The 23,993-nt window shown below is 60.6% G+C and carries 25 protein-coding genes; 14 read left to right on the top strand and 11 right to left on the bottom strand.

The genetic code is table 11. From position 1 onward, the window contains the following. The first annotated feature begins 83 nt into the window (after positions 1-83). The 4 genes from moaC to aotJ all read left to right on the top strand — a co-directional run bounded on the left by moaC (position 84) and on the right by aotJ (position 2,297). Positions 84-557 carry a cyclic pyranopterin monophosphate synthase MoaC gene (moaC, locus tag PBDP_RS24055; RefSeq protein ID WP_030139643.1) on the top strand — a complete coding sequence of 158 codons (474 nt, stop codon included), beginning with the start codon at positions 84-86 and terminating at the stop codon, positions 555-557. After that, entirely contained in the window at positions 554-796 is a 243-nt protein-coding gene (locus PBDP_RS24050) for a MoaD/ThiS family protein (RefSeq protein ID WP_109754780.1), read from the top strand. The genes moaC and PBDP_RS24050 overlap by 4 nt, the downstream gene beginning before the upstream one ends. 3 nt (positions 797-799) lie before the next feature. Continuing rightward, a complete protein-coding gene (gene moaE, locus PBDP_RS24045) occupies positions 800-1,252 on the top strand; it encodes a molybdopterin synthase catalytic subunit MoaE (protein WP_109754779.1) in 453 nt (150 codons plus the stop codon). A 268-nt stretch (positions 1,253-1,520) separates the two neighbouring features. Then, positions 1,521-2,297 carry an L-arginine-binding protein AotJ gene (gene aotJ, locus PBDP_RS24040; RefSeq protein WP_109754778.1) on the top strand — a complete coding sequence of 259 codons (777 nt, stop codon included), beginning with the start codon at positions 1,521-1,523 and terminating at the stop codon, positions 2,295-2,297. Positions 2,298-2,424: 127 nt separating this feature from the next. On the opposite strand, the gene PBDP_RS24035 is transcribed toward aotJ, so the two are convergent. From PBDP_RS24035 to PBDP_RS24015, 5 genes are all read right to left on the bottom strand, one after another. Then, entirely contained in the window at positions 2,425-3,051 is a 627-nt protein-coding gene (locus PBDP_RS24035) for a helix-turn-helix transcriptional regulator (protein ID WP_109754777.1), read from the bottom strand. 88 nt (positions 3,052-3,139) lie between these two features. After that, positions 3,140-4,267: an NAD(P)/FAD-dependent oxidoreductase gene (locus PBDP_RS24030; protein ID WP_212801419.1), complete on the bottom strand. Its 1,128-nt coding sequence runs from the start codon at positions 4,265-4,267 to the stop codon at positions 3,140-3,142. A gap of 149 nt (positions 4,268-4,416) precedes the next feature. Further along, positions 4,417-5,364: an ornithine cyclodeaminase family protein gene (locus PBDP_RS24025; protein WP_212801418.1), complete on the bottom strand. Its 948-nt coding sequence runs from the start codon at positions 5,362-5,364 to the stop codon at positions 4,417-4,419. A gap of 164 nt (positions 5,365-5,528) precedes the next feature. Further along, positions 5,529-6,992 carry an ATP-dependent RNA helicase RhlB gene (gene rhlB, locus PBDP_RS24020; protein ID WP_109754774.1) on the bottom strand — a complete coding sequence of 488 codons (1,464 nt, stop codon included), beginning with the start codon at positions 6,990-6,992 and terminating at the stop codon, positions 5,529-5,531. 98 nt (positions 6,993-7,090) lie between these two features. Further along, the gene (locus PBDP_RS24015) at positions 7,091-7,747 is read right to left on the bottom strand and encodes an alpha/beta hydrolase (protein WP_109754773.1); all 657 of its coding nucleotides are present in this window, start codon (positions 7,745-7,747) and stop codon (positions 7,091-7,093) included. A gap of 473 nt (positions 7,748-8,220) precedes the next feature. On the opposite strand from PBDP_RS24015, the gene PBDP_RS24010 reads away from it, so the two are divergent. The 4 genes from PBDP_RS24010 (at position 8,221) to PBDP_RS23995 (ending at position 12,382) form a co-directional block, all read left to right on the top strand. Next, complete coding sequence (locus PBDP_RS24010) at positions 8,221-9,252, top strand: amino acid ABC transporter substrate-binding protein (RefSeq protein WP_060740792.1); 1,032 nt, start codon at positions 8,221-8,223, stop codon at positions 9,250-9,252. 65 nt (positions 9,253-9,317) lie between these two features. Further along, complete coding sequence (locus PBDP_RS24005; protein WP_109754772.1) at positions 9,318-10,499, top strand: amino acid ABC transporter permease; 1,182 nt, start codon at positions 9,318-9,320, stop codon at positions 10,497-10,499. A 10-nt stretch (positions 10,500-10,509) separates the two neighbouring features. Beyond that, complete coding sequence (locus tag PBDP_RS24000; RefSeq protein WP_109754771.1) at positions 10,510-11,607, top strand: amino acid ABC transporter permease; 1,098 nt, start codon at positions 10,510-10,512, stop codon at positions 11,605-11,607. A 10-nt stretch (positions 11,608-11,617) separates the two neighbouring features. Then, entirely contained in the window at positions 11,618-12,382 is a 765-nt protein-coding gene (locus tag PBDP_RS23995) for an amino acid ABC transporter ATP-binding protein (RefSeq protein ID WP_003178331.1), read from the top strand. 63 nt (positions 12,383-12,445) lie between these two features. Here the strand turns inward: PBDP_RS23995 and PBDP_RS23990 are convergent, their stop codons facing one another. Both PBDP_RS23990 and PBDP_RS23985 read right to left on the bottom strand, forming a co-directional pair. Then, positions 12,446-12,928, bottom strand: coding sequence for a type II toxin-antitoxin system MqsA family antitoxin (locus PBDP_RS23990; RefSeq protein WP_212801417.1), 483 nt, complete (start codon positions 12,926-12,928; stop codon positions 12,446-12,448). Continuing rightward, positions 12,925-13,236 (bottom strand): type II toxin-antitoxin system MqsR family toxin, encoded by a 312-nt coding sequence (locus tag PBDP_RS23985; protein WP_212801416.1) that lies wholly within the window; start codon positions 13,234-13,236, stop codon positions 12,925-12,927. Before PBDP_RS23985 ends, PBDP_RS23990 begins: the two co-directional genes overlap by 4 nt. Positions 13,237-13,401: 165 nt before the next feature. Between PBDP_RS23985 and PBDP_RS23980 the strand changes: the two genes are divergently transcribed. The 5 genes from PBDP_RS23980 (at position 13,402) to PBDP_RS23960 (ending at position 17,317) form a co-directional block, all read left to right on the top strand. Continuing rightward, positions 13,402-14,061, top strand: a complete 660-nt coding sequence (locus tag PBDP_RS23980) for a FadR/GntR family transcriptional regulator (RefSeq protein ID WP_109754768.1) — start codon at positions 13,402-13,404, stop codon at positions 14,059-14,061. Further along, complete coding sequence (locus PBDP_RS23975) at positions 14,051-15,379, top strand: CynX/NimT family MFS transporter (protein WP_109754767.1); 1,329 nt, start codon at positions 14,051-14,053, stop codon at positions 15,377-15,379. The genes PBDP_RS23980 and PBDP_RS23975 overlap by 11 nt, the downstream gene beginning before the upstream one ends. Before the next feature lie 87 nt (positions 15,380-15,466). Continuing rightward, complete coding sequence (locus tag PBDP_RS23970; RefSeq protein WP_109754766.1) at positions 15,467-15,937, top strand: nuclear transport factor 2 family protein; 471 nt, start codon at positions 15,467-15,469, stop codon at positions 15,935-15,937. A 41-nt stretch (positions 15,938-15,978) separates the two neighbouring features. Beyond that, a complete protein-coding gene (locus PBDP_RS23965; RefSeq protein WP_212801415.1) occupies positions 15,979-16,302 on the top strand; it encodes a GIY-YIG nuclease family protein in 324 nt (107 codons plus the stop codon). Between the two features lie 79 nt (positions 16,303-16,381). Then, positions 16,382-17,317 carry a glutathione S-transferase family protein gene (locus tag PBDP_RS23960; protein WP_116833388.1) on the top strand — a complete coding sequence of 312 codons (936 nt, stop codon included), beginning with the start codon at positions 16,382-16,384 and terminating at the stop codon, positions 17,315-17,317. A 210-nt stretch (positions 17,318-17,527) separates the two neighbouring features. On the opposite strand, the gene PBDP_RS23955 is transcribed toward PBDP_RS23960, so the two are convergent. Together PBDP_RS23955 and yejK are read right to left on the bottom strand one after the other, a co-directional pair. Beyond that, positions 17,528-17,884 (bottom strand): glutaredoxin family protein, encoded by a 357-nt coding sequence (locus PBDP_RS23955; protein WP_212801414.1) that lies wholly within the window; start codon positions 17,882-17,884, stop codon positions 17,528-17,530. Beyond that, positions 17,884-18,888: a nucleoid-associated protein YejK gene (yejK, locus tag PBDP_RS23950; protein ID WP_014340016.1), complete on the bottom strand. Its 1,005-nt coding sequence runs from the start codon at positions 18,886-18,888 to the stop codon at positions 17,884-17,886. The genes PBDP_RS23955 and yejK overlap by 1 nt, the downstream gene beginning before the upstream one ends. 396 nt (positions 18,889-19,284) lie before the next feature. Between yejK and PBDP_RS23945 the strand changes: the two genes are divergently transcribed. Then, a complete protein-coding gene (locus PBDP_RS23945) occupies positions 19,285-19,566 on the top strand; it encodes an HU family DNA-binding protein (RefSeq protein ID WP_058544106.1) in 282 nt (93 codons plus the stop codon). A gap of 88 nt (positions 19,567-19,654) precedes the next feature. Here the strand turns inward: PBDP_RS23945 and rlmF are convergent, their stop codons facing one another. Both rlmF and PBDP_RS23935 read right to left on the bottom strand, forming a co-directional pair. Then, positions 19,655-20,680, bottom strand: coding sequence for a 23S rRNA (adenine(1618)-N(6))-methyltransferase RlmF (rlmF, locus tag PBDP_RS23940; RefSeq protein WP_212801413.1), 1,026 nt, complete (start codon positions 20,678-20,680; stop codon positions 19,655-19,657). Between the two features lie 265 nt (positions 20,681-20,945). Then, complete coding sequence (locus tag PBDP_RS23935; RefSeq protein ID WP_109754760.1) at positions 20,946-23,792, bottom strand: valine--tRNA ligase; 2,847 nt, start codon at positions 23,790-23,792, stop codon at positions 20,946-20,948. Between the last annotated feature and the right edge of the window lie 201 nt (positions 23,793-23,993).

The raw sequence follows: 23,993 nt of genomic DNA, 5'->3' as shown, positions 1-23,993 counted from the left end.
AGGCCGCCGTGGGTGCGACAATCAACCCTGCCGGAATCTGACCCACAGGTTTACAATCGACACTCCCGATCAGGAGTAACCCTGTGCTGACTCATCTCGATTCCCAAGGTCGCGCCAACATGGTCGACGTGACCGACAAGGCCGTGACGTTCCGTGAAGCCACGGCTGAAGCCTTTGTGCGCATGTTGCCCGATACCCTGCAGATGATCGTCAGCGGCGGCCATCCCAAGGGCGATGTGTTTGCCGTTGCGCGCATTGCCGGTATTCAAGCGGCGAAAAAAACCAGCGATCTGATCCCGCTCTGCCATCCGCTGATGCTCACCAGCGTCAAGGTCGAGCTCAATGCCGAGGGTGAGGACCGCGTTCGCATCGTTGCCCGTTGCAAACTGTCGGGGCAGACCGGTGTGGAGATGGAAGCACTGACCGCCGCCAGCGTTGCCGCGCTGACCATCTACGACATGTGCAAGGCCGTGGATCGCGGCATGACCATCGAAGGTGTGCGGGTGCTGGAGAAACTCGGCGGCAAGAGCGGCCACTTCCAGGCGGATGCCTCATGAAAATCAACGTGAAATTCTTTGCCCGTTACCGTGAAGCGCTTGGCGTGGATTCGGTAAAGGTGGAAGGTGATTTTGCCACGGTCGACGATGTGCGCGTGTTGCTCGCCCAGCGTGACGGTGCCGAGGTGCTGAAGGAACAAAACCTGATGTGCGCGCGCAACGAGGACCTGTGCCAGCTCGACGAGCCGCTGCTGGACGGTGACGAAGTGGCGTTCTTCCCCACCGTGACCGGAGGCTGAGCCATGGCGATTCGTGTGCAGGCCGATCCGTTCGACCCGGGCGCCGAAGTCAACGCGATGCACGCGGCCAATGTCGGCGTGGGGGCGGTGGTGAGTTTTGTCGGCTACGTGCGTGATTTCAATGACGGCCTCGATGTGTCCGGGATGTTCCTGGAGCACTATCCGGGCATGACTGAAAAAGCCCTGGGCAAGATCGCCACCGAGGCCGAGCAGCGCTGGCCGCTGCTCAAGCTGGAGGTGCTGCACCGCATCGGTGCCCTGGAGCCGGGCGAGCCGATCGTCTTCGTCGCGGCCGCCAGTGCCCATCGCCAGGCGGCATTCGACGCCTGCGCCTTCGTCATGGACTACCTCAAGACTCGAGCGCCGTTCTGGAAAAAGGAAAACACTGTCGACGGCCCGCGCTGGGTGGAAGGGCGCGACAGTGATCATGCGGCGGCGGATCGCTGGAAGCAGTAGGCAGCCTGTCAGTCGTTTGGAGGCTGTGAGTCCGCCTTCGCGAGCAAGCCCGCTCCCACAGGGAATCTGTGTCGTACACAATATTTGTGCTCAACGCAGGGCCTCTGTGGGAGCGGGCTTGCTCGCGAAGGGGCTATCAGCCTTCCATCATTTTCCCGCTTTCCCCAATTGACGATATGTACATTAAAGTCCAGTATGGATTTATAAGTACAAATAGTCGCATCCACCTTTCTCTGCCAAACCAACAACAACCCGCGAGAGATCGATCATGAAAAAATTCCCCCTCATCACCGGCCTGGCCTTGAGCCTGCTGGCCTCCAGCAGTCTGTTCGCCGCCGAGAAAACCTTGCGCATCGGCATCGAGGCGGCTTATCCGCCGTTTGCTTCCAAGACCTCGGAAGGGAAGATCGAAGGGTTCGACTACGACATCGGCAATGCCCTGTGCGTGCAGATGCAGGTCAAGTGCGAATGGGTCGAGGGTGAGTTCGACGGGCTGATTCCGTCGCTGAAGGTGAAGAAGATCGACCTGGCGCTGTCGTCCATGACCATCACCGAAGAGCGCAAGAAATCGGTGGATTTCACTCACAAGTACTACTTCACCTCATCGCGGCTGGTGATGAAGGAAGGGGCGGTGGTCGATGACCAATACGCCAGCCTCAAGGGCAAGACCGTGGGCGTGCAGCGGGCTACCACCACTGACCGTTATGCCACCGAAGTCCTCGAACCCAAGGGTGTGATCGTCAAGCGCTACAGCAATAACGAAGAAATCTACATGGACCTGGCGTCCGGTCGCCTGGACGCGATTTTCGCCGACACCATCCCGCTGGAAGACTTCCTGTCTATGCCCCGTGGCAAGGGCTACGCGTTTGTCGGGCCGGAGCTCAAGGACCCGAAATACGTCGGTGAGGGCGCTGGTATCGCGGTGCGCAAAGGCAATACCCAACTGGTGGCGGACTTGAACAAGGCCATCGATGGGATTCGGGCCAACGGGGAGTATCAGAAGATCCAGGCCAAGTATTTCAAGTCGGATATCTACGGCGACTGATCGATCGCCATCGCGAGCAGGCTCGCTCCCACATTGGATCTCATTGAACACAAATAGCGTGTTTGATACAGACCCCTTGTGGGAGCGAGCCTGCTCGCGATGAGGCCAGGCCTGGCGACAAAAAACCTCAGCCCTTCAACTCCTTCAAATGCTTGTAAACCGTCGCCCGCCCCATGTTCAGCACATTGGCCACATAGTTGGAAGCGCTCTTGCCCTTGAACGCGCCTTCGGCATGCAGCGCCAGCACCAGCTCGCGTTTGTGGTCGCGGGTCAGCAGGTTCAGGCTCAGTTGCCGTTCGCGCATCCAGGCGTGCAGGAAGGTGTTGATCCGCTCCTGCCAGTCATCTCGAAACAGTGAGTCCGGCTGCGGGATCAATTTACCCGGCGACAGGAACAGGTCCAATGCGGCCTTGGCATTCTCGAACAGCGAAATATTCAGGTTGATGCACAGCACCGCCAGCGGATGCCCATTGGTGTCACGCAGTACGCTGCTGAGGCTGCGAATCTTCTGCCCGTCCCAGTTCAGTTTTTCGTAGGGCCCGATGTTACGTTCGCTGACGTCCTCGCTGAGCATGTCCTCCAGGGACGAATCGTCGCCAATCTCGCGCTTGGACAGGTTGTTGGCGATGTAGTCGACTTTCTGAGTGCGCAGGTCGTGCAGCACCACTTCGGCGTGGGGGTAGAACAGCGTGGCGATGGCGTCGGCGATGGTGCGGAAGTTTTCCAGCGCCGGATCGGGTTGCGAGGCGGTCATGACAGGGCTCCAGGCAGCGTCAGCGCCCCGTGAGACAGGGGCGCGGGGGAGTGTGCCGCAATCGTGGCGATGCGTCACCTGAGTGGGTTCACTCCAAGCGCTTGGGGGAGAGCATGGCGCTGCTCAGGCCGAAACGGGTCAGCGCCTCGGGCAGCGGTTCGCCACGCACCAGCGCCGCGCTGGCCTTGCCCATCGCCGGGGAGGTCTGGATGCCGTAGCCACCCTGGGCCGCGACCCAGAACAGCCCGGGCACCTGTGGATCGAAACCGGACAACAGGTCGCCGTCGTGAACGAAACTGCGCAACCCGGCCCAGGTCCGGGTCGGACGGCGGATGGTCAGGGTGGTGGCCTCTTCGATCTGGTAGATGCCCATGGCGATGTCCAGCTCTTCAGGCTGTACATCATGGGGCTCCACCGGATCGGCGTTGGCCGGCGAACCAAGGAACATCCCGGCGTCGGGCTTCATGTAGAAGGATTCGTCCAGGCTCACCAGCATTGGCCAGTCATGAATATCCACGCCCTCGGGCCCGGCAAAGATGAAGGCCGCGCGCCGCTTGGGTTGCAGCCCTAGCTTCCGGGCGCCGGCCATTTCGGCCACCTGGTCGGCCCAGGCGCCAGCGGCGTTGATCAGTACCGGCGCGCTGAAGGTCTGGCCGGCGGTTTTCACCTGCCACAATCCCTGGTCGTCGCGGCTCAGGCCCAGCACTTCGCTGTCGGTGTGCACTTGGCCGCCGCTGCGACGAATACCGCGCAAGTAGCCCTGATGCAGCGCATCGGTGTCGATGTCGCAGGCCGTGGGGTCGTAGATTGCCCCGTGGACCTTGTCCCGCCGCAGGATTGGCAGCCGTACGCAGGCTTCTTCGGCGCTGAGCAGTTGCATCTGCGGCACCGTGGCCTTGGCGCTGAGGTACTGGTTGTTCAGCTCGGTCGGGTCACCGGTGAAGTCCACGGTCATTTCGCCCCGTGGGGTCAGCAATGGATGCTCGCAGAAGCCGCTCGGCGGGGCGTCGAAAAAATCCCGACTGGCCTGGGTCAGCGCCCGCACCTGAGGGGTGCCGTAGGCGGCGCTGTACAGCGCCGCCGAGCGTCCGGTGGAGTGGTAGGCCGGATGGGACTCGCGTTCGAGCACGATGACCCGGCCGTGGGGCGCCAGCCAGTAACCGGTGGAGGCACCGGCAATGCCGCCGCCGATGATGATGAAATCTGCTGAGGTCATGTAGCTCTCCTGTCGAGCAACGGTGCCGGGCGTTCGTAGGAACCTGTGGAAGCGAGCCTGCTCGCGATAGCGGTGTGTCAGCCACCTATATTTATCTGATACACCGCCATCGCGAGCAGGCTCGCTCCCACAAGGGAAACTGGGGGGTGTCAGTTGTGAAGTCGGTAAAGCGCATTCGCCAACGCAACGTCTTCCAACCCCAGACCAATGGAACGGAAGAACACGTGGCGTTGATAATCGGGACGGGCCACGTAGTCGCTGAGCAGTTCGGGCAAGTCGCCGACGATTTTCGAAACATCCCAGCCGAACTGTTCGCTGGCTATCAGCATTTCACCGGCTGAACCTGGGGTGGTCTGACGATAATCGCAGAACACATCCATATCGTTGAGGCTCTGCGGCGGCACTTCGTGGGCGCGCGGAGCGTTGGTGCTGATGGAGGTGATCAGTGCCGGTTTGCTCAGGGTCTGTGGGTCGAGTACTGCCTTGGCGGACGAGGTGCAGAGCATCACCACGTCGGCGTCATGCAGCGCCGCTTCGAGGCTGTCAGCGATGTGCAGGCGTGGGTCCAGCTTGGTGATCGGCGCGAGCTCTTGTGCCGTTTTGCCTTTCAGGCTCGGTGAATAGAGACTGATGCCTTGCCAGTCCCGCAGGTCCTTGACGTATTGCACGTGGGCCCGGGCCACCGCACCGCTACCGATGACCGCCAGACGCCTGGCCCTGGGAGGAGCGAGGGCATCGACGGCGACAGCCGTGGTGGCGGCGGTGCGAGCGGTGGTCAACTCGGCGGCGTCGCACAGCAGCAGCGGCTGGCCGGTCTGCATCGACATCAACAAGGTCCACGCGGTTACCAATGGGCCTTGCTCGCGCACGATATAGGGCGAGGTCTTGACCCCGTAGACCTGCTTTTCGGCCAGCACGCCCAGGTAGTTGATGAAGTCCCCGGCACCCTGGGGAAACACCACCAGTTGCTGGGGCGGCTGCACCGCTTGCCCGACGGCGAGATCGCGGAACAGCTTGCGCAGGATCTGCGGTACATCGACTTGCCCGAGCAGTTCTTGGGCCTGGGCTTGAGTCATCACATAGGGCGTGCTGGGCATGGGGCCTCCGGAGTGCTTTTGTAAACTAATTTGTCTATTATGGACTTTTAGTTTTATCGAGCAATATCCCGGGCAAAAAAAAGCGCAGCCTGTCTTGGCTGCGCTGATCGTTCCCAAGCTCTGCGTGGGAATGCCTCAATGGACGCTCTGCGTCCGTCTCGATGCTAAGGTCGCTTGCGCTCTACCGGCCGCAACAGGTGGGTCGGTGGCATTTCACAACTGATCTTGCGACCCAACAACGCCTCGATCGACGGCAACTGATAAGAATCATCCTCCCCCGCGAAGCTGATCGATACACCCGCAGCCCCGGCACGTCCAGTACGCCCGATCCGGTGCACATAGTCATCCGGCACTTCCGGCAGGGTGAAGTTGATCACATGGCTGATCCCGTCGATGTGAATCCCACGGCCTGCCACGTCAGTAGCCACCAGCACACGAATCTTGCCCTCGCGGAAACCTTCCAGTGTCTTGATACGCTTGTGCTGCGGCACATCGCCCGACAGTTGCGCGGCGTTGACGCCATCGCGCACCAGGCGTTCTTCGATGCGGCGTACTTCGTCCTTGCGGTTGGCGAAGACCATCACCCGTTCCCAGCCATTGTCGTTGACCAGGTTGTAGAGCAGCTTGTACTTGTCGGCCCCGGCGACGGCGTAGATGTGTTGCTCGACGTTTTCGCTGGCGACGTTCTCGGCTTCGATCTCGACGATGGCCGGGTCGGTGGTCCACTGCTTGGCCAGGTTCATCACATCTTCGGTGAAGGTGGCGGAAAACAGCAGGGTCTGGCGTTCGCTTTTCGGTGGGGTCTGGCGAATGATCTGGCGCACTTGGGGAATGAAGCCCATGTCGAGCATGCGGTCGGCTTCGTCCAGCACCATCACTTCGACCATGTCCAGATGCACGTCGCCGCGCTGGTTGAAGTCCAGCAGGCGGCCCGGCGTGGCGACCAGGATGTCGCAGTGGCGGGCTTCGAGGTGCTTGAGCTGTTTGTCGAAGTCCATGCCGCCCACGAACGTCATGACGTTCAGGCCGGTGTACTTGGTCAGGTCGGCGGCGTCCTTGGCGATCTGCACCACCAGCTCGCGGGTCGGGGCGATGATCAGCGCCCGTGGCTCGCCCATGTAGCGTTCCTTGGGCGGTGGGGTCTGGAGCAGTTGGGTGATGATGGAGATCAGGAACGCGGCGGTCTTGCCGGTGCCGGTCTGGGCGCGGCCGATGGCGTCTTTGCCGGCGAGGGTGTAGCCGAGCACTTGCGCCTGGATCGGCGTGCAGTACGGGAAGCCCAGGTCCTGGATGGCATGCATCAGTTCCGGGGCAAGCTTGAAATCGTGGAAGCGGGTCTTGCCTTCCTGGGGTTCTACGACGAAGTCTTCGAGTTTCCAGGCGACGACCGGCGGTTTTGGTGCGCGTTCGCGGCGTGGCTTGGGGGCTTCGCTACGTGGTTTTTCCGGTTCAGGGGCGCTGACAGGTTGGGCGGCGGGCTCTTTTTTGGCCTGTGCAACAGGGGCGGCGCGGCGCGGTTGTTGCGCATCGGTACGGCTCGGGCCTTGGGTCGGCGCAGTGGAGCCAGGCGCGAGTTGCTCGGCCTCGCTTTTACCGAACATCTTCTTGAGTGCTTTGAGCACGGTCATCTCATCGATTGGTTAAGGAATGTACGCCGGCCAGTGTAATGCAAGAAACGGGCGCGGCGTAGTGTGATGATCAATGCGTTGACCTGGCAATCAGGCCTTCAGCGCAACCGCTCGGCCAGCCAGGTGCCGATGTCGCGGATCTCCTCGGGTAACACTTCGTGGCCCATTGGGTATTCCTGCCATGTCACGGTGACACCATGCTGCTTTAAATACTCTTTCGCGGTGCGGCCCATCGGGTTGAGTACCACTTCGTCGTATTGCCCGTGCAGCGCCAGGACCGGAATGCGTTGCTGGCTGGCCGACAATTGCAGCTCGTCGCTGAAGGTCGGTGCATAAGTAGACAGCGCGATCACGCCGCCCAGTGGGCCTTCCCATTTCACGAAGGCGGTGTGATAGACCACCGCGCCGCCCTGGGAGAAACCCGCCAGGAAAATCCGCGAGGCGTCTATTCCGCTGGCTCGCTGGCTGTCGATCAAGTCAATGACCCGTTGTGCCGAGGCTTCGAGTTGCTGCTCGTCAATGGCCCGCGCCGGGCTCAGGGCTCGGATGTCGTACCAACTGGGCATCTCATAGCCGCCGTTGATCGTTACTGGTTGGGTCGGGGCCTGGGGCAGAACGAAACGTGTGGTGAGCAGTTTTTGCTGCAGCATTTCGGCAACCGGCAGGAAATCAAAACGATCGGCGCCCAGGCCGTGGAGCCAGATTACGCACGCGTCGGCAGTGCTGCTGGGCTCGAGAATCAAGGGGTCGGACATGGCTGTGCTCCAAATCTGTGCGGGTGCGCTTAATCAGTGCGTGATTACAGTGCGTTCCCGGTGCCTCAGTTAATTAGATGTCGCAAAGTTGAAAGTTTTTGTCTTGACGTGTTTTACAAGGGCTAAGCGCAGCGGTCTGGTACGGGCTTTGCTATGGGGTAGCTGAGTGATGATTCTCACGCTACGCGGTAACACTATCAGTTAGACGCGCCGCATGGGATATCGGAAATCCGGTGATGGATGTTCGCCAATAGCCGCTACGGGGCTTCGCGAACGTGAAGGGCTACAGCCCGTTCGGCCGATTGGTGAGAAGTGGGCATGAACACTGATTGTGGACGTTCTCATTAATAGACTCATAGCGAAGGTCCAGACGTCGGTTGACCCTAAAAAAAGCCAACAAGGGTCGGCAATGCCTCAAAAGGGTGCGACAGGACCCAAGCTCCGACACAACAAGAGCAAAACTGGAGGTTTGAATGAAGTTACTGAAATCCACCCTGGCTGTCGTGACTGCCGCAGCTGTGCTCGGTGTCAGCGGGTTCGCTCAGGCGGGTGCAACCCTGGATGCCGTGCAGAAGAAAGGCTTTGTGCAGTGCGGTGTGAGTGATGGCCTGCCGGGTTTCTCGGTGCCTGATTCGACCGGCAAGATCGTTGGTATCGACGCTGACTTCTGCCGCGCCGTTGCCGCTGCGGTATTTGGCGATGCGACCAAGGTCAAGTTCAGCCAGTTGAACGCCAAGGAGCGCTTCACCGCGCTGCAATCGGGCGAAATCGACATGCTCTCGCGCAACTCCACCATGACCAGTTCCCGTGACGCGGGCATGGGCCTGAAATTCCCAGGCTTCATCACCTACTACGATGGCATCGGCTTCCTGGCCAACAACAAGCTGGGCGTCAAGAGCGCCAAGGAACTGGACGGTGCAACTATCTGCATCCAGGCCGGTACCACCACCGAGCTGAACGTTTCCGACTACTTCCGCGCCAACGGCCTGAAGTACACCCCGATCACGTTCGACACCTCCGATGAAAGCGCCAAGTCGCTGGAATCCGGTCGTTGCGACGTGCTGACCTCCGACAAGTCCCAGCTGTTCGCCCAGCGCAGCAAGCTGGCTTCGCCGAAGGACTACGTGGTTCTGCCGGAAACCATTTCCAAGGAACCCCTGGGCCCGGTCGTACGTAACGGTGACGACGAGTGGCTGGCCATCGTGCGCTGGACTGGCTACGCCCTGCTCAACGCGGAAGAAGCCGGCGTAACTTCGAAAAACGTCGAAGCTGAAGCCAAGTCCACCAAGAACCCTGACGTCGCTCGTATGCTGGGCGCCGACGGTGAGTACGGCAAGGACCTGAAACTGCCGAAAGACTGGGTCGTGCAGATCGTCAAGCAAGTCGGCAACTACGGTGAAATGTTCGAGCGCAACCTCGGCAAGAGCACTCCGCTGGAAATCGACCGCGGCCTGAACGCTCTGTGGAACGCTGGCGGCATTCAATACGCACCACCAGTGCGCTGATGGTTCTATCACCCGGTGGGCCAACCACCGGGTGATGTTCTGTTCCATTCTTTGCGGGGCACTTCATGCAAAATTCAATCGGCGCACCTAAGCAGAGGCTCAGCCTCAGCGATCCACGAGTGCGTGCGTGGGTATTTCAGATCGTCACGGTCGTGGCGGTTATTTCGCTGGGCTGGTTTCTGTTCGATAACACGCAGACCAACCTCGCGCACCGGGGCATCACCTCCGGTTTCGGCTTCCTGGAACGCAGTGCCGGGTTCGGCATTGCCCAACACCTGATCGACTACACCGAAGCGGACAGCTATGCCCGTGTCTTTGTCATCGGCTTGCTCAACACGCTGCTGGTGACGTTCATCGGCGTGATCCTGGCGACCATCCTCGGCTTCATCATCGGCGTGGCGCGGCTGTCGCCGAACTGGATCATCGCCAAGCTGGCGACCGTTTATGTGGAGGTTTTCCGCAACATCCCGCCGCTGCTGCAAATCCTGTTCTGGTACTTTGCCGTGTTCCTGAGCATGCCGGGACCGCGGGCCGCCCATAACTTCGGCGACACCTTCTTCGTCAGCAGCCGGGGCCTGAACATGCCCGCCGCGCTAGTGGCCGAAGGGTTCTGGCCGTTTGTGATCAGCATCGTACTGGCGATTGTCGCCATCGTGCTGATGACTCGCTGGGCCAACAAGCGTTTCGAGGCGACCGGTGAGCCGTTCCATAAATTCTGGGTCGGCCTGGCGTTGTTCCTGGTGATCCCGGCCTTGAGCGCGCTGCTCTTTGGTGCGCCGGTGCATTGGGAAATGCCGGAGCTCAAGGGCTTCAACTTCGTCGGCGGTTGGGTACTGATTCCCGAACTGCTGGCCTTGACTCTGGCCTTGACCGTGTACACCGCGGCGTTCATCGCCGAGATCGTGCGTTCGGGCATCAAGTCGGTCAGCCACGGCCAGACCGAAGCGGCCCGTTCCCTGGGGCTGCGCAACGGTCCGACCTTGCGCAAGGTGATCATCCCGCAAGCCCTGCGCGTGATCATTCCGCCGTTGACCAGCCAATACCTGAACCTGGCGAAAAACTCGTCCCTGGCCGCCGGTATCGGTTACCCGGAAATGGTTTCGCTGTTTGCCGGCACGGTGTTGAACCAGACCGGCCAGGCCATTGAGGTGATCGCGATCACCATGAGTGTGTACCTGGCGATCAGTATCAGCATTTCCCTGCTGATGAACTGGTACAACAAGCGCATTGCGCTGATCGAGCGGTGAGGAAACGCGCATGACGACTCATACTTTCAAACCTGACATGCCCCCGCCGGGCAGCAGCATCGGCGTGGTGGCGTGGATGCGCGCCAACATGTTCTCCAGCTGGATCAACACGCTGCTGACGTTGTTTGCGTTCTACCTGATCTACCTGATCGTTCCACCGCTGTTGCAGTGGGCGATCCTCGATGCCAACTGGGTCGGTACTACCCGCGCCGACTGCACCAAGGAAGGCGCCTGCTGGGTGTTCATCCAGCAGCGTTTCGGTCAGTTCATGTACGGCTACTACCCGGCGGATCTGCGCTGGCGCGTAGACCTGACCGTGTGGCTGGCGGTCATCGGCGTGGCACCACTGTTCATCTCGCGCTTCCCGCGCAAGGCGATCTATGGCCTGAGCTTCCTGGTGCTGTACCCGATCATTGCCTGGTGCCTGTTGCACGGTGGCGTGTTCGGCCTGGACGCCGTGGCGACCAGCCAGTGGGGCGGCCTGATGCTGACCCTGGTGATCGCCACCGTGGGTATCGTCGGCGCACTGCCGCTGGGTATTGTCCTGGCCTTGGGCCGGCGCTCGAACATGCCGGCGATTCGTGTGGTCTGCGTGACCTTCATCGAGTTCTGGCGCGGCGTGCCGTTGATCACGGTGCTGTTCATGTCCTCGGTGATGCTGCCGCTGTTCCTGCCCGAAGGCATGAACTTCGACAAGCTGCTGCGGGCGCTGATCGGGGTGATCCTGTTCCAGTCGGCCTACATTGCCGAAGTGGTGCGTGGTGGCCTGCAAGCCATTCCCAAGGGGCAATACGAAGCGGCCGCGGCGATGGGCCTGGGCTACTGGCGCAGCATGGGCCTGGTGATTTTGCCGCAAGCCCTGAAGCTGGTGATCCCGGGTATCGTCAACACCTTCATTGCGTTGTTCAAGGACACCAGCCTGGTGATCATCATCGGCCTGTTCGACCTGCTCAACAGCGTGAAACAAGCTGCCGCCGACCCGAAATGGCTGGGCATGGCCACTGAAGGCTATGTGTTCGCCGCCCTGGTGTTCTGGATTTTCTGTTTTGGTATGTCCCGCTATTCCATGCATTTGGAACGCAAGCTGGACACTGGCCACAAGCGTTAGGAGTTGACTCATGAGTGAAGCGATCAAACAGCCTGTGAGCCCTGAAGGCATTATTCAGATGCAGGGCGTAAACAAGTGGTACGGCCAGTTCCACGTGTTGAAAGACATCAACCTGAACGTCAAGCAGGGCGAGCGTATCGTGCTGTGCGGCCCGTCGGGCTCCGGCAAGTCCACCACCATCCGCTGCCTCAACCGCCTGGAAGAGCACCAGCAGGGTCGCATTGTGGTCGACGGCGTGGAACTGACCAACGATCTCAAGCAGATCGAAGCGATCCGCCGTGAAGTCGGCATGGTGTTCCAGCACTTCAACCTGTTCCCGCACCTGACCATCCTGCAGAACTGCACCCTGGCGCCAATGTGGGTACGCAAGATGCCCAAGCGCAAAGCCGAGGAAATCGCCATGCACTACCTGGAGCGCGTACGCATTCCAGAGCAGGCGCACAAGTACCCGGGCCAGCTCTCCGGCGGTCAGCAACAGCGTGTGGCCATTGCCCGTGCCCTGTGCATGAAGCCGAAAATCATGCTGTTCGACGAGCCGACCTCGGCCCTCGACCCGGAGATGGTGAAAGAGGTACTGGACACCATGATCGGCCTGGCAGAAGACGGTATGACCATGCTCTGCGTGACCCACGAAATGGGCTTCGCCCGCACCGTGGCCAACCGCGTGATCTTCATGGACAAGGGTGAAATCGTCGAACAGGCCGCGCCGAACGACTTCTTCGACAACCCGCAGAACGACCGCACCAAGCTGTTCCTGAGCCAGATCCTGCATTGATCCAGCCTTAGGCAGCGAAATGAACCCGGACTTGTCCGGGTTCATTTTTTCTGCTTCGGCTGCTCAGGAAGCCGTGAGGGTTTCGTGCTCCTTGTGCACCGTCGTCTTGAAACCTCTCAAGTCCGCGTCTTCGGCCAGGGCTCGCGCATCTGCAAGCAAATGCGGGTAACGGTCAAGCAGACGCATCAGCAAGATCAACGCCTTGGGTGGTACTACCTCGCCGCGCTCGTAGCGGGAAAACGCATTGTGTCCACCGCCCGATAGCAGCAGTACCGCTTCCTTTTGCGATAGATGCAGTTTGCGCCGGACACGTTTGATCTCTTCGCCGATCATTCGCCTGGCCGCGTTGACCAGCTCATCACCTGCGTTGTCGTAGCGATCCGAGCAGCTTGAATCGAGCTCGACTTCGCCGCACATCTGACATTCCCAGCCAGACAAGTCATCGACCCGGCGTTCCAGTCCCTTGACGCTCATGGTTTCGCCGCGACCTTCGAAATGCAACATGCCCTCCGGGGCACCACAGCTGAAGCATTGCTGGTGTTTCATGAGTTTTTCTCCTTGAAGGAAATTACCGGTGGGCCTCCGCTGGGGCGGTACGTCACCTTCAGGTAAATCTGCAGACCGTGTGAATTGGCGTGGTAGACGTCATGCCAGACCCGATGATCGTCATAGGTGGTCATCGATTTGTAGAACTGTTTTCGCTCAAGCCTGTGGATGACCTGCTGCATGTCCGAGACGTTTAAACCAAGTGTTCGAGCAGTGTTCTTCGCAGTGCTGGTGAAAGCTTTCCCTTCAAGCCGTCTGACATCCGCCTGTATCGCCACCAAGGCGTAATGGGGTGTGTTCTTTTCCATGGAACGGTGTGCCTTGTCCTTAAAATTACCCTTAAAGGGTAATGTTGGCTAATCGAAAATTTCGCTCCTTTTCCGTCCCATTGACCCTAGGCGGTTGCCGTCCTACATGAAGCTGACTAACATGTCAGAAAATTCATCCTATGATTGGATGAAAAGGCGAATCCAATGTCAGATAGCTCTCCGTTAATAAAGCGCTCCCTGGTCGATCAGGCCCTGGAGCAATTGCGTCGGCGCATCAGCGATGGCGTGTGGGCCGTCGGCCAGCGCCTGCCTACCGAGCCGGAGCTGGTGGCCGAGCTGGGTATCAGCCGCAACACCGTGCGCGAAGCCATGCGCGTGCTGGCGTTTTCCGGGTTGATCGAGATCCGTCAGGGCGACGGCAGCTACGTGCGGGCAGTGGTCGATCCGCTGGATACCCTCAAGGTGCTGTCGCGCTGTTCGCTGGAGCAGGCCCGGGAAACCCGGCATATCCTGGAAGTCGAGGCCATCGGCCTGGCCGCGTTGCGACGCACCGATGAAGACTTGATTGCCTTGCGCCAGGCGCTGCAAGACAGCGGTGAGCATTACCACGGCGACCTGGAGCACTACATCGCCTGCGACCTGGTGTTCCATCGCCTCCTGGTGGATGCCGCGCACAACCCCGCGTTGAGCGAGCTCTATCGCTACTTTTCCAGCGTCATCGGTGCACAGTTGCGCCAGAGCCTCAACATCACCCCGCGCCATCAACATGTGTTCGACCTGCACGTCGAAATCCTTGAAGCCGTCGAGCAACAGGATCCGCAACGGGCCAAGTCCCTGTGCCGCCAGTTGATCAATGAACCCTGAATCCGAGCTTTCCATGTCCCGCGATCTGCTTGACCCTGCCACCTCGACGGCGCCCAAACGCGCCGCCGAACTTGAAGAACTGTTGATCGACGCCGAGGCCGACGATGAGCAGGCCCAGCAGCGTCCTCCGTTGGTGCGTCGTCCCTGGTTGTTGCTGCTGGGGTTGATCCTGGTAGCGCTGAATCTGCGTCCGGCGTTGTCGAGCATGGCGCCGCTGCTCAGCGAAGTGTCACGAAGCCTTGGCCTGTCGGCTGCCCAAGCCGGTTTGCTGACCACATTGCCTGTGCTTTGCCTGGGCCTGTTCGCGCCGCTGGCGCCGGTGCTGGCACGGCGCTTCGGTGCCGAGCGCGTGGTGCTGGGAATCTTGTTGACGCTGGCGGGTGGGATTGTCCTGCGCAGTGCGTTCGGTCAGGTCGGGCTGTTCGCCGGCAGTATCCTGGCCGGTGCGAGTATCGGCGTGATCGGCGTGCTGCTGCCGGGCATCGTCAAGCGCGACTTCGCCAAGCAGGCCGGCGCCATGACCGGTGTCTACACCATGGCGCTGTGCCTGGGCGCGGCGATGGCGGCCGGGGCGACAGTGCCGTTGAGCGAACACCTGGGTCATAGCTGGGCCTTGGGCCTGGGGTTCTGGGTGGTCCCGGCGCTGCTGGCCGCGGTGTTCTGGTTGCCGCAAGTGGGCGAGAAACACGGTGCCCATCAAGTGGCGTACCGGGTCCGCGGCTTGCTGCGCGATCCCCTGGCTTGGCAAGTCACGTTGTACATGGGGCTGCAATCGTCCCTGGCCTACATCGTCTTTGGTTGGCTGCCCTCAATTCTTATTGGACGTGGCCTGACCCCGACCCAGGCCGGGCTGGTGCTGTCCGGTTCGGTCATCGTGCAATTGATCAGTTCCCTCGCAGCTCCGTGGCTGGCAACGCGTGGCAAAGACCAGCGCCTGGCCATCGTGATCGTCATGCTCATGACCCTGGGGGGGCTGTTTGGTTGCCTCTACGCTCCGCTCGATGGGTTGTGGGGCTGGGCGATCCTGCTGGGTTTGGGGCAGGGCGCGACGTTCAGCCTGGCGCTCACGCTGATCGTGTTGCGTTCGCGGGACGCCCACGTGGCCGCCAACCTGTCCAGCATGGCCCAGGGCTTTGGTTATACGCTGGCGTCGCTGGGACCGTTCGCGGTGGGCGTGGTCCACGACTTGACTGGCGGTTGGAATGCACTGGGCTGGATCTTCGGCCTGGTTGGCCTGGGTGCGATTATCGCGGGCATCGGCGCAGGCCGGGCGTTGTACGTGGGGGTCAGTAGCGAAAAAGTCACCGATCTTCGTTGATGTCATTTTCATGGCGAATGACGATAGTCTTCGCCGCTGTGACAGATTATCGTGCAGGTTTATTGAAGCGAATTTCGGAGCCTGTCCATGAGTGATGCCCACAACGCCTTGATCACCCACTTTTACCAGGCCTTCCAGCGCCTGGACGCCGAAGCGATGAGTGCTTGCTACACCGACGATGTGGTGTTCAGCGATCCGGCGTTTGGTGAATTGCGCGGACGTGATGCCGGCGACATGTGGCGCATGCTCACCACCCGGGCCAAGGACTTCTCCCTGACCTTCGATAACGTGCGTAGCGATGAGCGTACCGGCGGAGCGCATTGGGTGGCGACCTACCTGTTCAGCCAGACGGGTAACGTCGTGATCAATGACATCCAGGCGCGGTTCGTTTTTCGCGACGGCAAGATCTGCGAGCACCACGACAACTTTGATCTGTGGCGTTGGTCCCGTCAGGCATTGGGCGCCAAGGGCCTGTTGTTGGGCTGGACACCGCTGGTGCGCAACGCCGTCAGGGCCCAGGCGCTCAAGGGGTTGCGGGCGTTCCAGGCCAGTCGCTGATAAGATCTCGGCTTGTCTGTGCCGACCTGTTGAACATCTTTGTGACGAACGCCACCCCATCTCCCGATCTGTCTGCACAAGGCCCGGCCGAACCGGACAAACCCTGGTTCGTCTACCTGGTGCGGGCCGCCAACGGCTCGCTGTACTGCGGCATCAGCGATGACCCGGTGCGGCGTTTCGCCAAGCATCAAAGCGGCAAGGGGGCGCGCTTCTTCCTTTCCAGTCCGGCGGTGGCCCTGGTGTATACCGAGGCTTGTCGCGACAAGGGCGAGGCCCTGCGCCAGGAGCGGTTGATCAAGAAGCTCAAGAAAAGCGCCAAGGAATGCCTGGTGGCCAGTGCGCTGCCGCTTCATCAGCCGGACTGATAGGCCTTTATCAGGCCGGTAGGCTGCTCCGGTCAGGCGCGCTAAGCTGCAAGACTTCATTCCTGCAGTGGCGAATCCCATGTCAGAGCTGATCCTTCATCATTACCCGACGTCTCCTTTCGCGGAAAAGGCCCGGCTGTTGCTGGGCTTCAAGGGCCTGTCCTGGCGTTCGGTGAGCATCCCGCCAATGATGCCCAAGCCTGACCTGACGTCGCTGACAGGCGGCTACCGCAAGACCCCGGTATTGCAGATTGGCGCGGACATCTATTGCGATACGTCCCTGATCGCTCGTCGGCTGGAGCAGGAAAAAGCCTCGCCGGCCCTGTTCCCCGAAGGCCGGGAAATGCTGGCCGCGTCCTTTGCTGCCTGGGCCGATTCGGTGGTGTTCCAGCATGCCGTGAGTCTGGTGTTCCAGCCTGAATCGGTGGCGGTGCGTTTCGCCAAGCTGTCGCCTGAAGCTATCAAGGCGTTCATCAGCGACCGCGCCGGGCTGTTCAGTGGCGGCACGACCACGCGCTTGCCCGCTGACCAGGCCAAGCACCAGTGGCCGACGATCATGGCGCGCCTTGAGCAACAGTTGCAGCGCGAGGAAGGCGACTTCCTGTTGGGAGATCCCTCGATTGCCGACTTCGCCATGGCCCATCCTCTGTGGTTTCTCAAGGGTACGCCTGTGACTTCGCCGCTGGTGGACGCTTATCCGGCGGTATCGGCCTGGTTGGCGCGGGTGCTGGGTTTCGGCCACGGCGCGCCGAACGAGATGAGTTCCGAAGAAGCCCTGGAAATTGCCCGCAATGCCACACCGGCAGCGCTGCCGGATGAGGTGTTCGAAGAGCCGAACGGGTTTGCGCCGGGCCAACAAGTGAGCATCGCTGCGACTGACTACGGCGTCGATCCCGTGGTCGGGGAGTTGCTGTTTGCCGGTCGCGAAGAACTGATCCTGCGTCGTGAAGACGCGCGTGGCGGGGTGGTGCATGTGCACTTTCCGCGGTTCGGGTTTCGAATCGAGCCTCGATGAACGACCAATGACCCTGTGGGAGCGAGCCTGCTCGCGATGGCGGTGTGACAGTCAACATCGCTATTGAATGTGCCGTCGCTATCGCGAGCAGGCTCGCTCCCACAATGATTCACGGCGGACACGAATCCTGTGGCCACCACAACTCCACTGTGGGAGCGAGCCTGCTCGCGATGAGGACATCAGATCCAACATCGCCGTTAGCGAACAACCCTATGTCGCGGACAACGCCTTGAGAATATTCTCCGGCTCAAACCCACGAATCAACGTGCCATTCACATCGAGGATCGGAATCCCCCGGCCACCCAGTGCCTCATAGGCCTTGCGCGCCTCGGCGTCCTTCTCGATGTCAAACTCGCGAAACGGCACGCCTTTCTCATCCAGGAACCGTCGGGTGGCCTTGCAGTAGCCGCACCAATCAGTGGCGTACAGCGCGACGCGGGCGTTGCTGCGAATCTGCTCGGAAACCATCTGCGAGGGATTGAACACCCGTTCGATCTTGCCCCAGTTCTGGTACGCCACCACCACCAGCAAAATCAGCAGAAACTTCTTCAGCACCCCACCGAGCATCAGTTGCGGCGCTTGAGCTGGTCGGTCAGCGATGTGGGCAGCCCCTTGATGATCAACGTGCCGGCCTCTTCGTCATATTCGATCTTGGAGCCCAGCAAGTGCGCCTCGAAGCTGATGGACAAACCTTCGGCGCGGCCGGTGAAGCGGCGGAACTGGTTGAGGGTACGTTTATCCGCCGGGATTTCCGGCGACAACCCGTAGTCCTTGTTGCGGATGTGATCGTAGAAGGCTTTCGGGCGATCTTCATCGATCAGCTCGGACAGTTCTTCCAGGCCCATCGGCTCGCCGAGCTTGGCCTGGCTGCTGGCGTAATCCACCAGGGTCTTGGTTTTTTCCCGGGCATCGTCTTCCGGCAGGTCTTCGCTTTCGACGAAGTCACTGAAGGCCTTGAGCAGGGTGCGGGTCTCGCCGGGGCCGTCGACGCCTTCCTGGCAGCCGATGAAGTCGCGGAAGTACTCCGAAACCTTCTTGCCGTTCTTGCCCTTGATGAACGAGATGTACTGCTTGGATTGTTTGTTGTTCTGCCATTCCGACACGTTGATCCGCGCCGCCAGGTGCAATTGGCCCAGGTCCAGGTGACGGGACGGGGTCACGTCCAGTTCATCGGTCACGGCCACGCCTTCGCTGTGGTGCAGCAGGGCGATGGCCAGGTAGTCGGTCATGCCTTGCTGGTAATGAGCGAACAGCACGTGGCCGCCTACGGACAGGTTGGACTCTTCCATCAGCTTTTGCAGGTGTTCCACCGCCACGCGACTGAACGCGGTGAAATCCTTGCCGCCGTCCAGGTACTCCTTCAGCCAGCCGCTGAACGGATGCGCCCCGGACTCGGCATGGAAAAAGCCCCAGGCCTTGCCTTGCTTGGCGTTATAGCTCTCGTTGAGGTCGGCGAGCATGTTCTCGATGGCCGTGGACTCTGCCAGTTCGGAGTCGCGGGCATGGAGCACGGCAGGGGTGCCGTCGGGTTTTTTGTCGATCAGGTGGACGATGCAATGACGGATCGGCATGGATTTCTCGGCTGATGAAAGAGAGGAGGGCGCGCTCCCCGAAAAAGGGCCCAGTGTACCGCAATCACTGGTTTTGCAACCCAGCAAAGGCCCTTTCAGCCCCGTCCGACGCCCTATATGCATTTTTTTAACGTTTTAGCGCAAGAAAGCTGACCAAATGGGTAGCTAGAGGCGGATATTTCAGAGGCGTTGTGCTAGTTTTGCCCGGTCTTACGCGAAGTCACTGCGTTAAGCGTGCATTCAGCATCTGTCAGGTCGAACCAAACCCGGTTTTCGGCATCTATTACCCCGATCCGTCGCGGTGATTGCCGAGGGTGCCTGATCAAGAGAGATCGGGCTCGATGGCTGACACTGCACTCTGCAATCCATATGAATTTGATAGGGAAGGAACACTACATGGCTCTTACTAAAGACCAACTGATCGCTGATTTGGCTGAATCTGTAGACGCACCAAAAGCTACCGTGCGTGCTCTGCTGGACCAACTGGGCCAAGTCGTTGCCGATCAGCTGGAAAATGGCGGCGAAATCACTCTGCCAGGCGTTGGCAAGCTGAAAGTCACCGAGCGTCCTGCCCGTACCGGCCGCAACCCTTCGACTGGCGCTGCCATCGAAATCGCTGCCAAGAAAGTGATCAAGCTGGTTGTGGCCAAAGGCCTGACCGACGCGGTCAACAAGTAAGACCGCTGTAAAAAAAACCGTGCCTCGGAGCGATCCGGGCACGGTTTTTTATTGCCTTGGAAAAAGTTGTGGGAGCAAGGTAGCTCCCTCAGTCCCTGCGCACCCAGCGGGCCTGGCGCCAGGCTTGCTGCTGTGCCTCGGTCTGGAAGGTCCAGGCCACGAAACGACTCTGCTTCTGGCCCTGAGACATCTCCACCACCTGGCTGTGCAGCGCCCCGGCCTTTTTCAGTGCGGCTTGAATCGCCGGCAGGTTCGACGCCTTCGACACCAGGGTGCTGAACCACAGCACTTGCCCGGCCACCTGCGCGCTTTCGCTGATAAGTTGCGTCACGAACCGCGCTTCTCCACCCTCACACCATAGCTCGGCGGCCTGACCGCCGAAATTCAGCACCGGCAGCTTGCGCTTCGTATCGGCCTTGCCCAGCGCGCGCCACTTGCGCTGGCTGCCCTTGGTGGCTTCCTCCAGGGACGCATGGAACGGCGGGTTGCACAGGGTCAGGTCGAACTGCTCGGCATCCTCCAGTAAGCCCAGCAGGATCTGCTTGCGGTTGGTTTGTTGGCGCAACTGGATGGCCTTGTTCAACCCGTTGGACTGGATAATCGCCTTGGCCGAGGCGATGGCCGTCGGGTCGATCTCCGAACCGAGGAAGTGCCAGCGGTAGTCGCTGTAGCCGATCAGCGGATAGACGCAGTTGGCGCCGGTGCCGATGTCCAGCACCTTGACTGCCGCTCCGCGGGGGATTTCACCGTCGTTGTGGCTGGCGAGCAAGTCGGCGAGGAAGTGCACATAGTCCGCACGACCTGGCACCGGAGGGCACAGGTAGTCGGCCGGGATATCCCAGTGGGCGATGCCGTAGAAGGATTTGAGCAGCGCCCGGTTGAACACCCGCACGGCTTCGGGGCTGGCGAAATCGATGCTTTCCTTGCCGTAGGGGTTGATGATCACGAACTTGGCCAACTCAGGCGTGGACTTGATCAATGCCGGGAAGTCATAGCGGCCCTGATGGCGGTTACGTGGGTGCAGGCTGGCCTTCTCCCGTGGCGCCACGGGTTTGGCCTCAGTGGCGGACTTGGGCTTCTGGCGGGCAGGTTTGGGTGTGCGGGGGGCAGTCATGGGCGGGTCGATTCGGGGATGGGTTCAAAAAAGTGGCGGGCATTGTCCCACATCCAGCCCGTGTGAACCCAACTGCAACGACCGGCGCGTCCCCGTGTGGGAGCGAGCCTGCTCGCGATAGTGGTGGGTCAGCTTGCACCAATGTTGAATGTACCTCCGTCATCGCGAGCAGGCTCGCTCCCACCGGGGGTATCCAGTGTTCGTAAGAAGTGATGGCATAAAAAAGGAGGCCACCAGGGCCTCCTTTTTCAGTAGCGAACCGCCGTTACAGGCTGGAGATCCGCCCATGCTGCTCGGCCAGCTTGCCCAAGGCCTGTTCGGCCTCGGCCAGTTTGGCCCGTTCCTTCTCGATGACTTCGGCTGGTGCCTTGTCGACGAAGCCAGCGTTGGACAGCTTGCCGCCGACCCGCTGCACTTCGCCCTTGAGGCGCAGGATTTCCTTGTCCAGGCGCGCCAGTTCAGCGGCCTTGTCGATCAGGCCGGCCATTGGCACCAGTACTTCCATCTCGCCGACCAGGGCGGTGGCCGACAGTGGCGCTTCTTCGCCGGCTGCCAGGACCGTCACCGATTCAAGCTTCGCCAGTTTCTTGAGCAGCGCCTCGTTTTCGTTGAGGCGACGCAGGTCTTCGGCGCTGGCGTTCTTCAGGAACAAGGTCAGCGGTTTGCCCGGACCGATGTTCATTTCGGCGCGGATGTTACGCAGGCCCAGCATGAAGGTCTTGAGCCATTCGATGTCGTCTTCGGCCGCCGGATCGATGCGGGTTTCGTTGGCCACCGGCCAAGGTTGCAGCATGATCGTCTTGCCTTGGATGCCCGCCAGCGGTGCGATGCGCTGCCAGATTTCCTCCGTGATGAACGGCATGAACGGATGCGCCAGGCGCAGGGCCACTTCCAGCACGCGTACCAGGGTGCGACGGGTGCCGCGCTGGCGCTCGACCGGTGCGTTTTCGTCCCACAGCACAGGCTTGGAGAGTTCCAGGTACCAGTCGCAGTACTGGTTCCAGATGAACTCGTACAAGGCTTGTGCGGCCAGGTCGAAACGGAACTGGTCCAGTTGGCGGGTCACTTCGGCTTCGGTGCGTTGCAGCTGCGAAATGATCCAGCGATCGGCCAGGGTCAATTCGTAGGCTTCGCCGTTCTGACCGCAGTCTTCGCCTTTATCCAGCACGTAGCGTGCGGCGTTCCAGATCTTGTTGCAGAAGTTGCGGTAGCCTTCGACGCGGCCCATGTCGAACTTGATGTCGCGACCGGTGGACGCCAGCGAACAGAAGGTGAAACGCAGGGCGTCGGTGCCGTAGCTGGCGATGCCCTCGGCGAATTCTTCGCGGGTGGCTTTCTCGATCTTTTTCGCCAGTTTGGGCTGCATCAGGCCGGAGGTGCGTTTCTGCACCAGGGTTTCCAGGTCGATGCCGTCGATGATATCCAGCGGATCGAGGACGTTGCCCTTGGACTTGGACATCTTCTGGCCCTGGCCATCGCGCACCAGGCCGTGGACGTAGACGGTCTTGAACGGGACTTGCGGCGTGCCGTCTTCGTTCTTCACCAGGTGCATGGTCAGCATGATCATCCGGGCGACCCAGAAGAAAATGATGTCGAAACCGGTGACCAGTACGTCGGTGGAGTGGAATTTCTTCAGGAATTCGGTCTGCTCCGGCCAGCCGAGCGTGGAGAAAGTCCACAGGCCCGAACTGAACCAGGTGTCGAGAACGTCGTTGTCCTGTTGCAGCGCCACGTCGGCGCCGAGGTTGTTCTTGGCACGCACTTCGGCTTCATCGCGGCCGACATAAACCTTGCCCGACTCGTCGTACCAGGCCGGGATGCGATGGCCCCACCACAGTTGGCGACTGATGCACCAATCCTGGATATCGCGCATCCACGAGAAGTACATGTTTTCGTATTGCTTGGGCACGAACTGGATGCGGCCATCTTCCACGGCGGCAATCGCCGGCTCGGCCAGCGGTTTGGTGGAGACGTACCACTGGTCGGTCAGCCACGGCTCGATGATGGTGCCGGAACGGTCGCCTTTCGGGACTTTCAGGGCGTGATCGTCGACGCTGACCAGCAGGCCGGCGGCTTCGAATGCGGCAACGATCTGCTTGCGCGCTTCGAAACGGTCCAGGCCGGCGTATTCTGCTGGAAGCTTGCCGCCGACTTCGGTGTTCAGCGTGCCGTCCAGGTTGAACACCTGGGCTGCGGGCAGAACATTGGCGTTCTTGTCGAAGATGTTCAGCAGCGGCAGGTTGTGGCGCTTGCCGACTTCGTAGTCGTTGAAATCGTGGGCCGGGGTGATTTTCACGCAGCCGGTGCCGAATTCAGGGTCGCAGTAATCGTCGCCGATGATCGGGATGCGTCGGCCAACCAGCGGCAGCTCGACGAACTTGCCGATCAGGGCCTGGTAGCGCTCATCGTTCGGATTCACCGCCACGGCGGCGTCACCCAGCATGGTTTCCGGACGCGTGGTGGCGACGATCAGGTAATCCTTGCCTTCGGCGGTCTTGGCGCCGTCGGCCAGCGGGTATTTCAGGTTCCACAGGAAACCTTTCTCGTCGTGGTTCTCCACTTCGAGGTCGGAAATGGCTGTGTGCAACTTGGTGTCCCAGTTGACCAGGCGCTTGCCGCGATAGATCAGCCCGTCTTCATGCAGGCGCACGAAAGCTTCTTTCACTGCTTCCGAGAGGCCGTCGTCCATGGTGAAACGCTCGCGGCTCCAGTCCACGGACGAGCCGAGGCGACGGATCTGCCGGCTGATGTTGCCACCGGACTCGTCTTTCCATTCCCAGACTTTCTCGAGGAATTTCTCGCGACCCAGGTCATGGCGACTCTGGCCCTGGGCTTCGAGGCGACGTTCCACCAGCATCTGCGTGGCGATACCGGCGTGGTCGGTACCCGGCTGCCACAAGGTGTTGCGACCTTGCATGCGACGGAAACGGATCAGTGCGTCCATGATCGCATTGTTGAAACCGTGGCCCATATGCAGGCTGCCGGTGACGTTCGGCGGCGGGATCATGATGGTGTAGGAATCGCCCGCGCCTTGCGGAGCGAAATAATTCTCGGACTCCCAGGTGTTGTACCAGGAAGTTTCAATGGCGTGCGGCTGGTAGGTCTTATCCATGCGCGGCGGGACCCTATTGGCATTTATTCAGGAAAAGCCGGGAAGTATAGCGGGCGGGGGAGATGCAAGCCACACGCAGCGAGCTGGAAGCAGGATGCGGTTGAACCCTGTGGGAGCGAGCCTGCTCGCGATGAGGCCAGCAGATTCGACATGGAGGTGACTGACAGTCCGCTATCGCGAGCAGGCTCGCTCCCACAGGAT

Source organism: Pseudomonas sp. St290 (assembly GCF_018325805.1).
In the GTDB taxonomy this organism is placed as follows: domain Bacteria; phylum Pseudomonadota; class Gammaproteobacteria; order Pseudomonadales; family Pseudomonadaceae; genus Aquipseudomonas; species Aquipseudomonas bijieensis.
This window is presented reverse-complemented; position numbering and strand designations above follow the sequence as displayed.

Coding starts and splice junctions, on each gene's coding strand:
- PBDP_RS24050 (WP_109754780.1), top strand. CDS start 554: ATGAAAATCAACGTGAAATTCTTTGCCCGTTACCGTGAAGCGCTTGGC.
- moaE (WP_109754779.1), top strand. CDS start 800: ATGGCGATTCGTGTGCAGGCCGATCCGTTCGACCCGGGCGCCGAAGTC.
- aotJ (WP_109754778.1), top strand. CDS start 1,521: ATGAAAAAATTCCCCCTCATCACCGGCCTGGCCTTGAGCCTGCTGGCC.
- PBDP_RS24035 (WP_109754777.1), bottom strand. CDS start 3,051: ATGACCGCCTCGCAACCCGATCCGGCGCTGGAAAACTTCCGCACCATC.
- PBDP_RS24030 (WP_212801419.1), bottom strand. CDS start 4,267: ATGACCTCAGCAGATTTCATCATCATCGGCGGCGGCATTGCCGGTGCC.
- PBDP_RS24025 (WP_212801418.1), bottom strand. CDS start 5,364: ATGCCCAGCACGCCCTATGTGATGACTCAAGCCCAGGCCCAAGAACTG.
- rhlB (WP_109754774.1), bottom strand. CDS start 6,992: ATGACCGTGCTCAAAGCACTCAAGAAGATGTTCGGTAAAAGCGAGGCC.
- PBDP_RS24015 (WP_109754773.1), bottom strand. CDS start 7,747: ATGTCCGACCCCTTGATTCTCGAGCCCAGCAGCACTGCCGACGCGTGC.
- PBDP_RS24010 (WP_060740792.1), top strand. CDS start 8,221: ATGAAGTTACTGAAATCCACCCTGGCTGTCGTGACTGCCGCAGCTGTG.
- PBDP_RS24005 (WP_109754772.1), top strand. CDS start 9,318: ATGCAAAATTCAATCGGCGCACCTAAGCAGAGGCTCAGCCTCAGCGAT.
- PBDP_RS24000 (WP_109754771.1), top strand. CDS start 10,510: ATGACGACTCATACTTTCAAACCTGACATGCCCCCGCCGGGCAGCAGC.
- PBDP_RS23995 (WP_003178331.1), top strand. CDS start 11,618: ATGAGTGAAGCGATCAAACAGCCTGTGAGCCCTGAAGGCATTATTCAG.
- PBDP_RS23990 (WP_212801417.1), bottom strand. CDS start 12,928: ATGAAACACCAGCAATGCTTCAGCTGTGGTGCCCCGGAGGGCATGTTG.
- PBDP_RS23985 (WP_212801416.1), bottom strand. CDS start 13,236: ATGGAAAAGAACACACCCCATTACGCCTTGGTGGCGATACAGGCGGAT.
- PBDP_RS23980 (WP_109754768.1), top strand. CDS start 13,402: ATGTCAGATAGCTCTCCGTTAATAAAGCGCTCCCTGGTCGATCAGGCC.
- PBDP_RS23975 (WP_109754767.1), top strand. CDS start 14,051: ATGAACCCTGAATCCGAGCTTTCCATGTCCCGCGATCTGCTTGACCCT.
- PBDP_RS23970 (WP_109754766.1), top strand. CDS start 15,467: ATGAGTGATGCCCACAACGCCTTGATCACCCACTTTTACCAGGCCTTC.
- PBDP_RS23960 (WP_116833388.1), top strand. CDS start 16,382: ATGTCAGAGCTGATCCTTCATCATTACCCGACGTCTCCTTTCGCGGAA.
- PBDP_RS23955 (WP_212801414.1), bottom strand. CDS start 17,884: ATGCTCGGTGGGGTGCTGAAGAAGTTTCTGCTGATTTTGCTGGTGGTG.
- yejK (WP_014340016.1), bottom strand. CDS start 18,888: ATGCCGATCCGTCATTGCATCGTCCACCTGATCGACAAAAAACCCGAC.
- PBDP_RS23945 (WP_058544106.1), top strand. CDS start 19,285: ATGGCTCTTACTAAAGACCAACTGATCGCTGATTTGGCTGAATCTGTA.
- rlmF (WP_212801413.1), bottom strand. CDS start 20,680: ATGACTGCCCCCCGCACACCCAAACCTGCCCGCCAGAAGCCCAAGTCC.
- PBDP_RS23935 (WP_109754760.1), bottom strand. CDS start 23,792: ATGGATAAGACCTACCAGCCGCACGCCATTGAAACTTCCTGGTACAAC.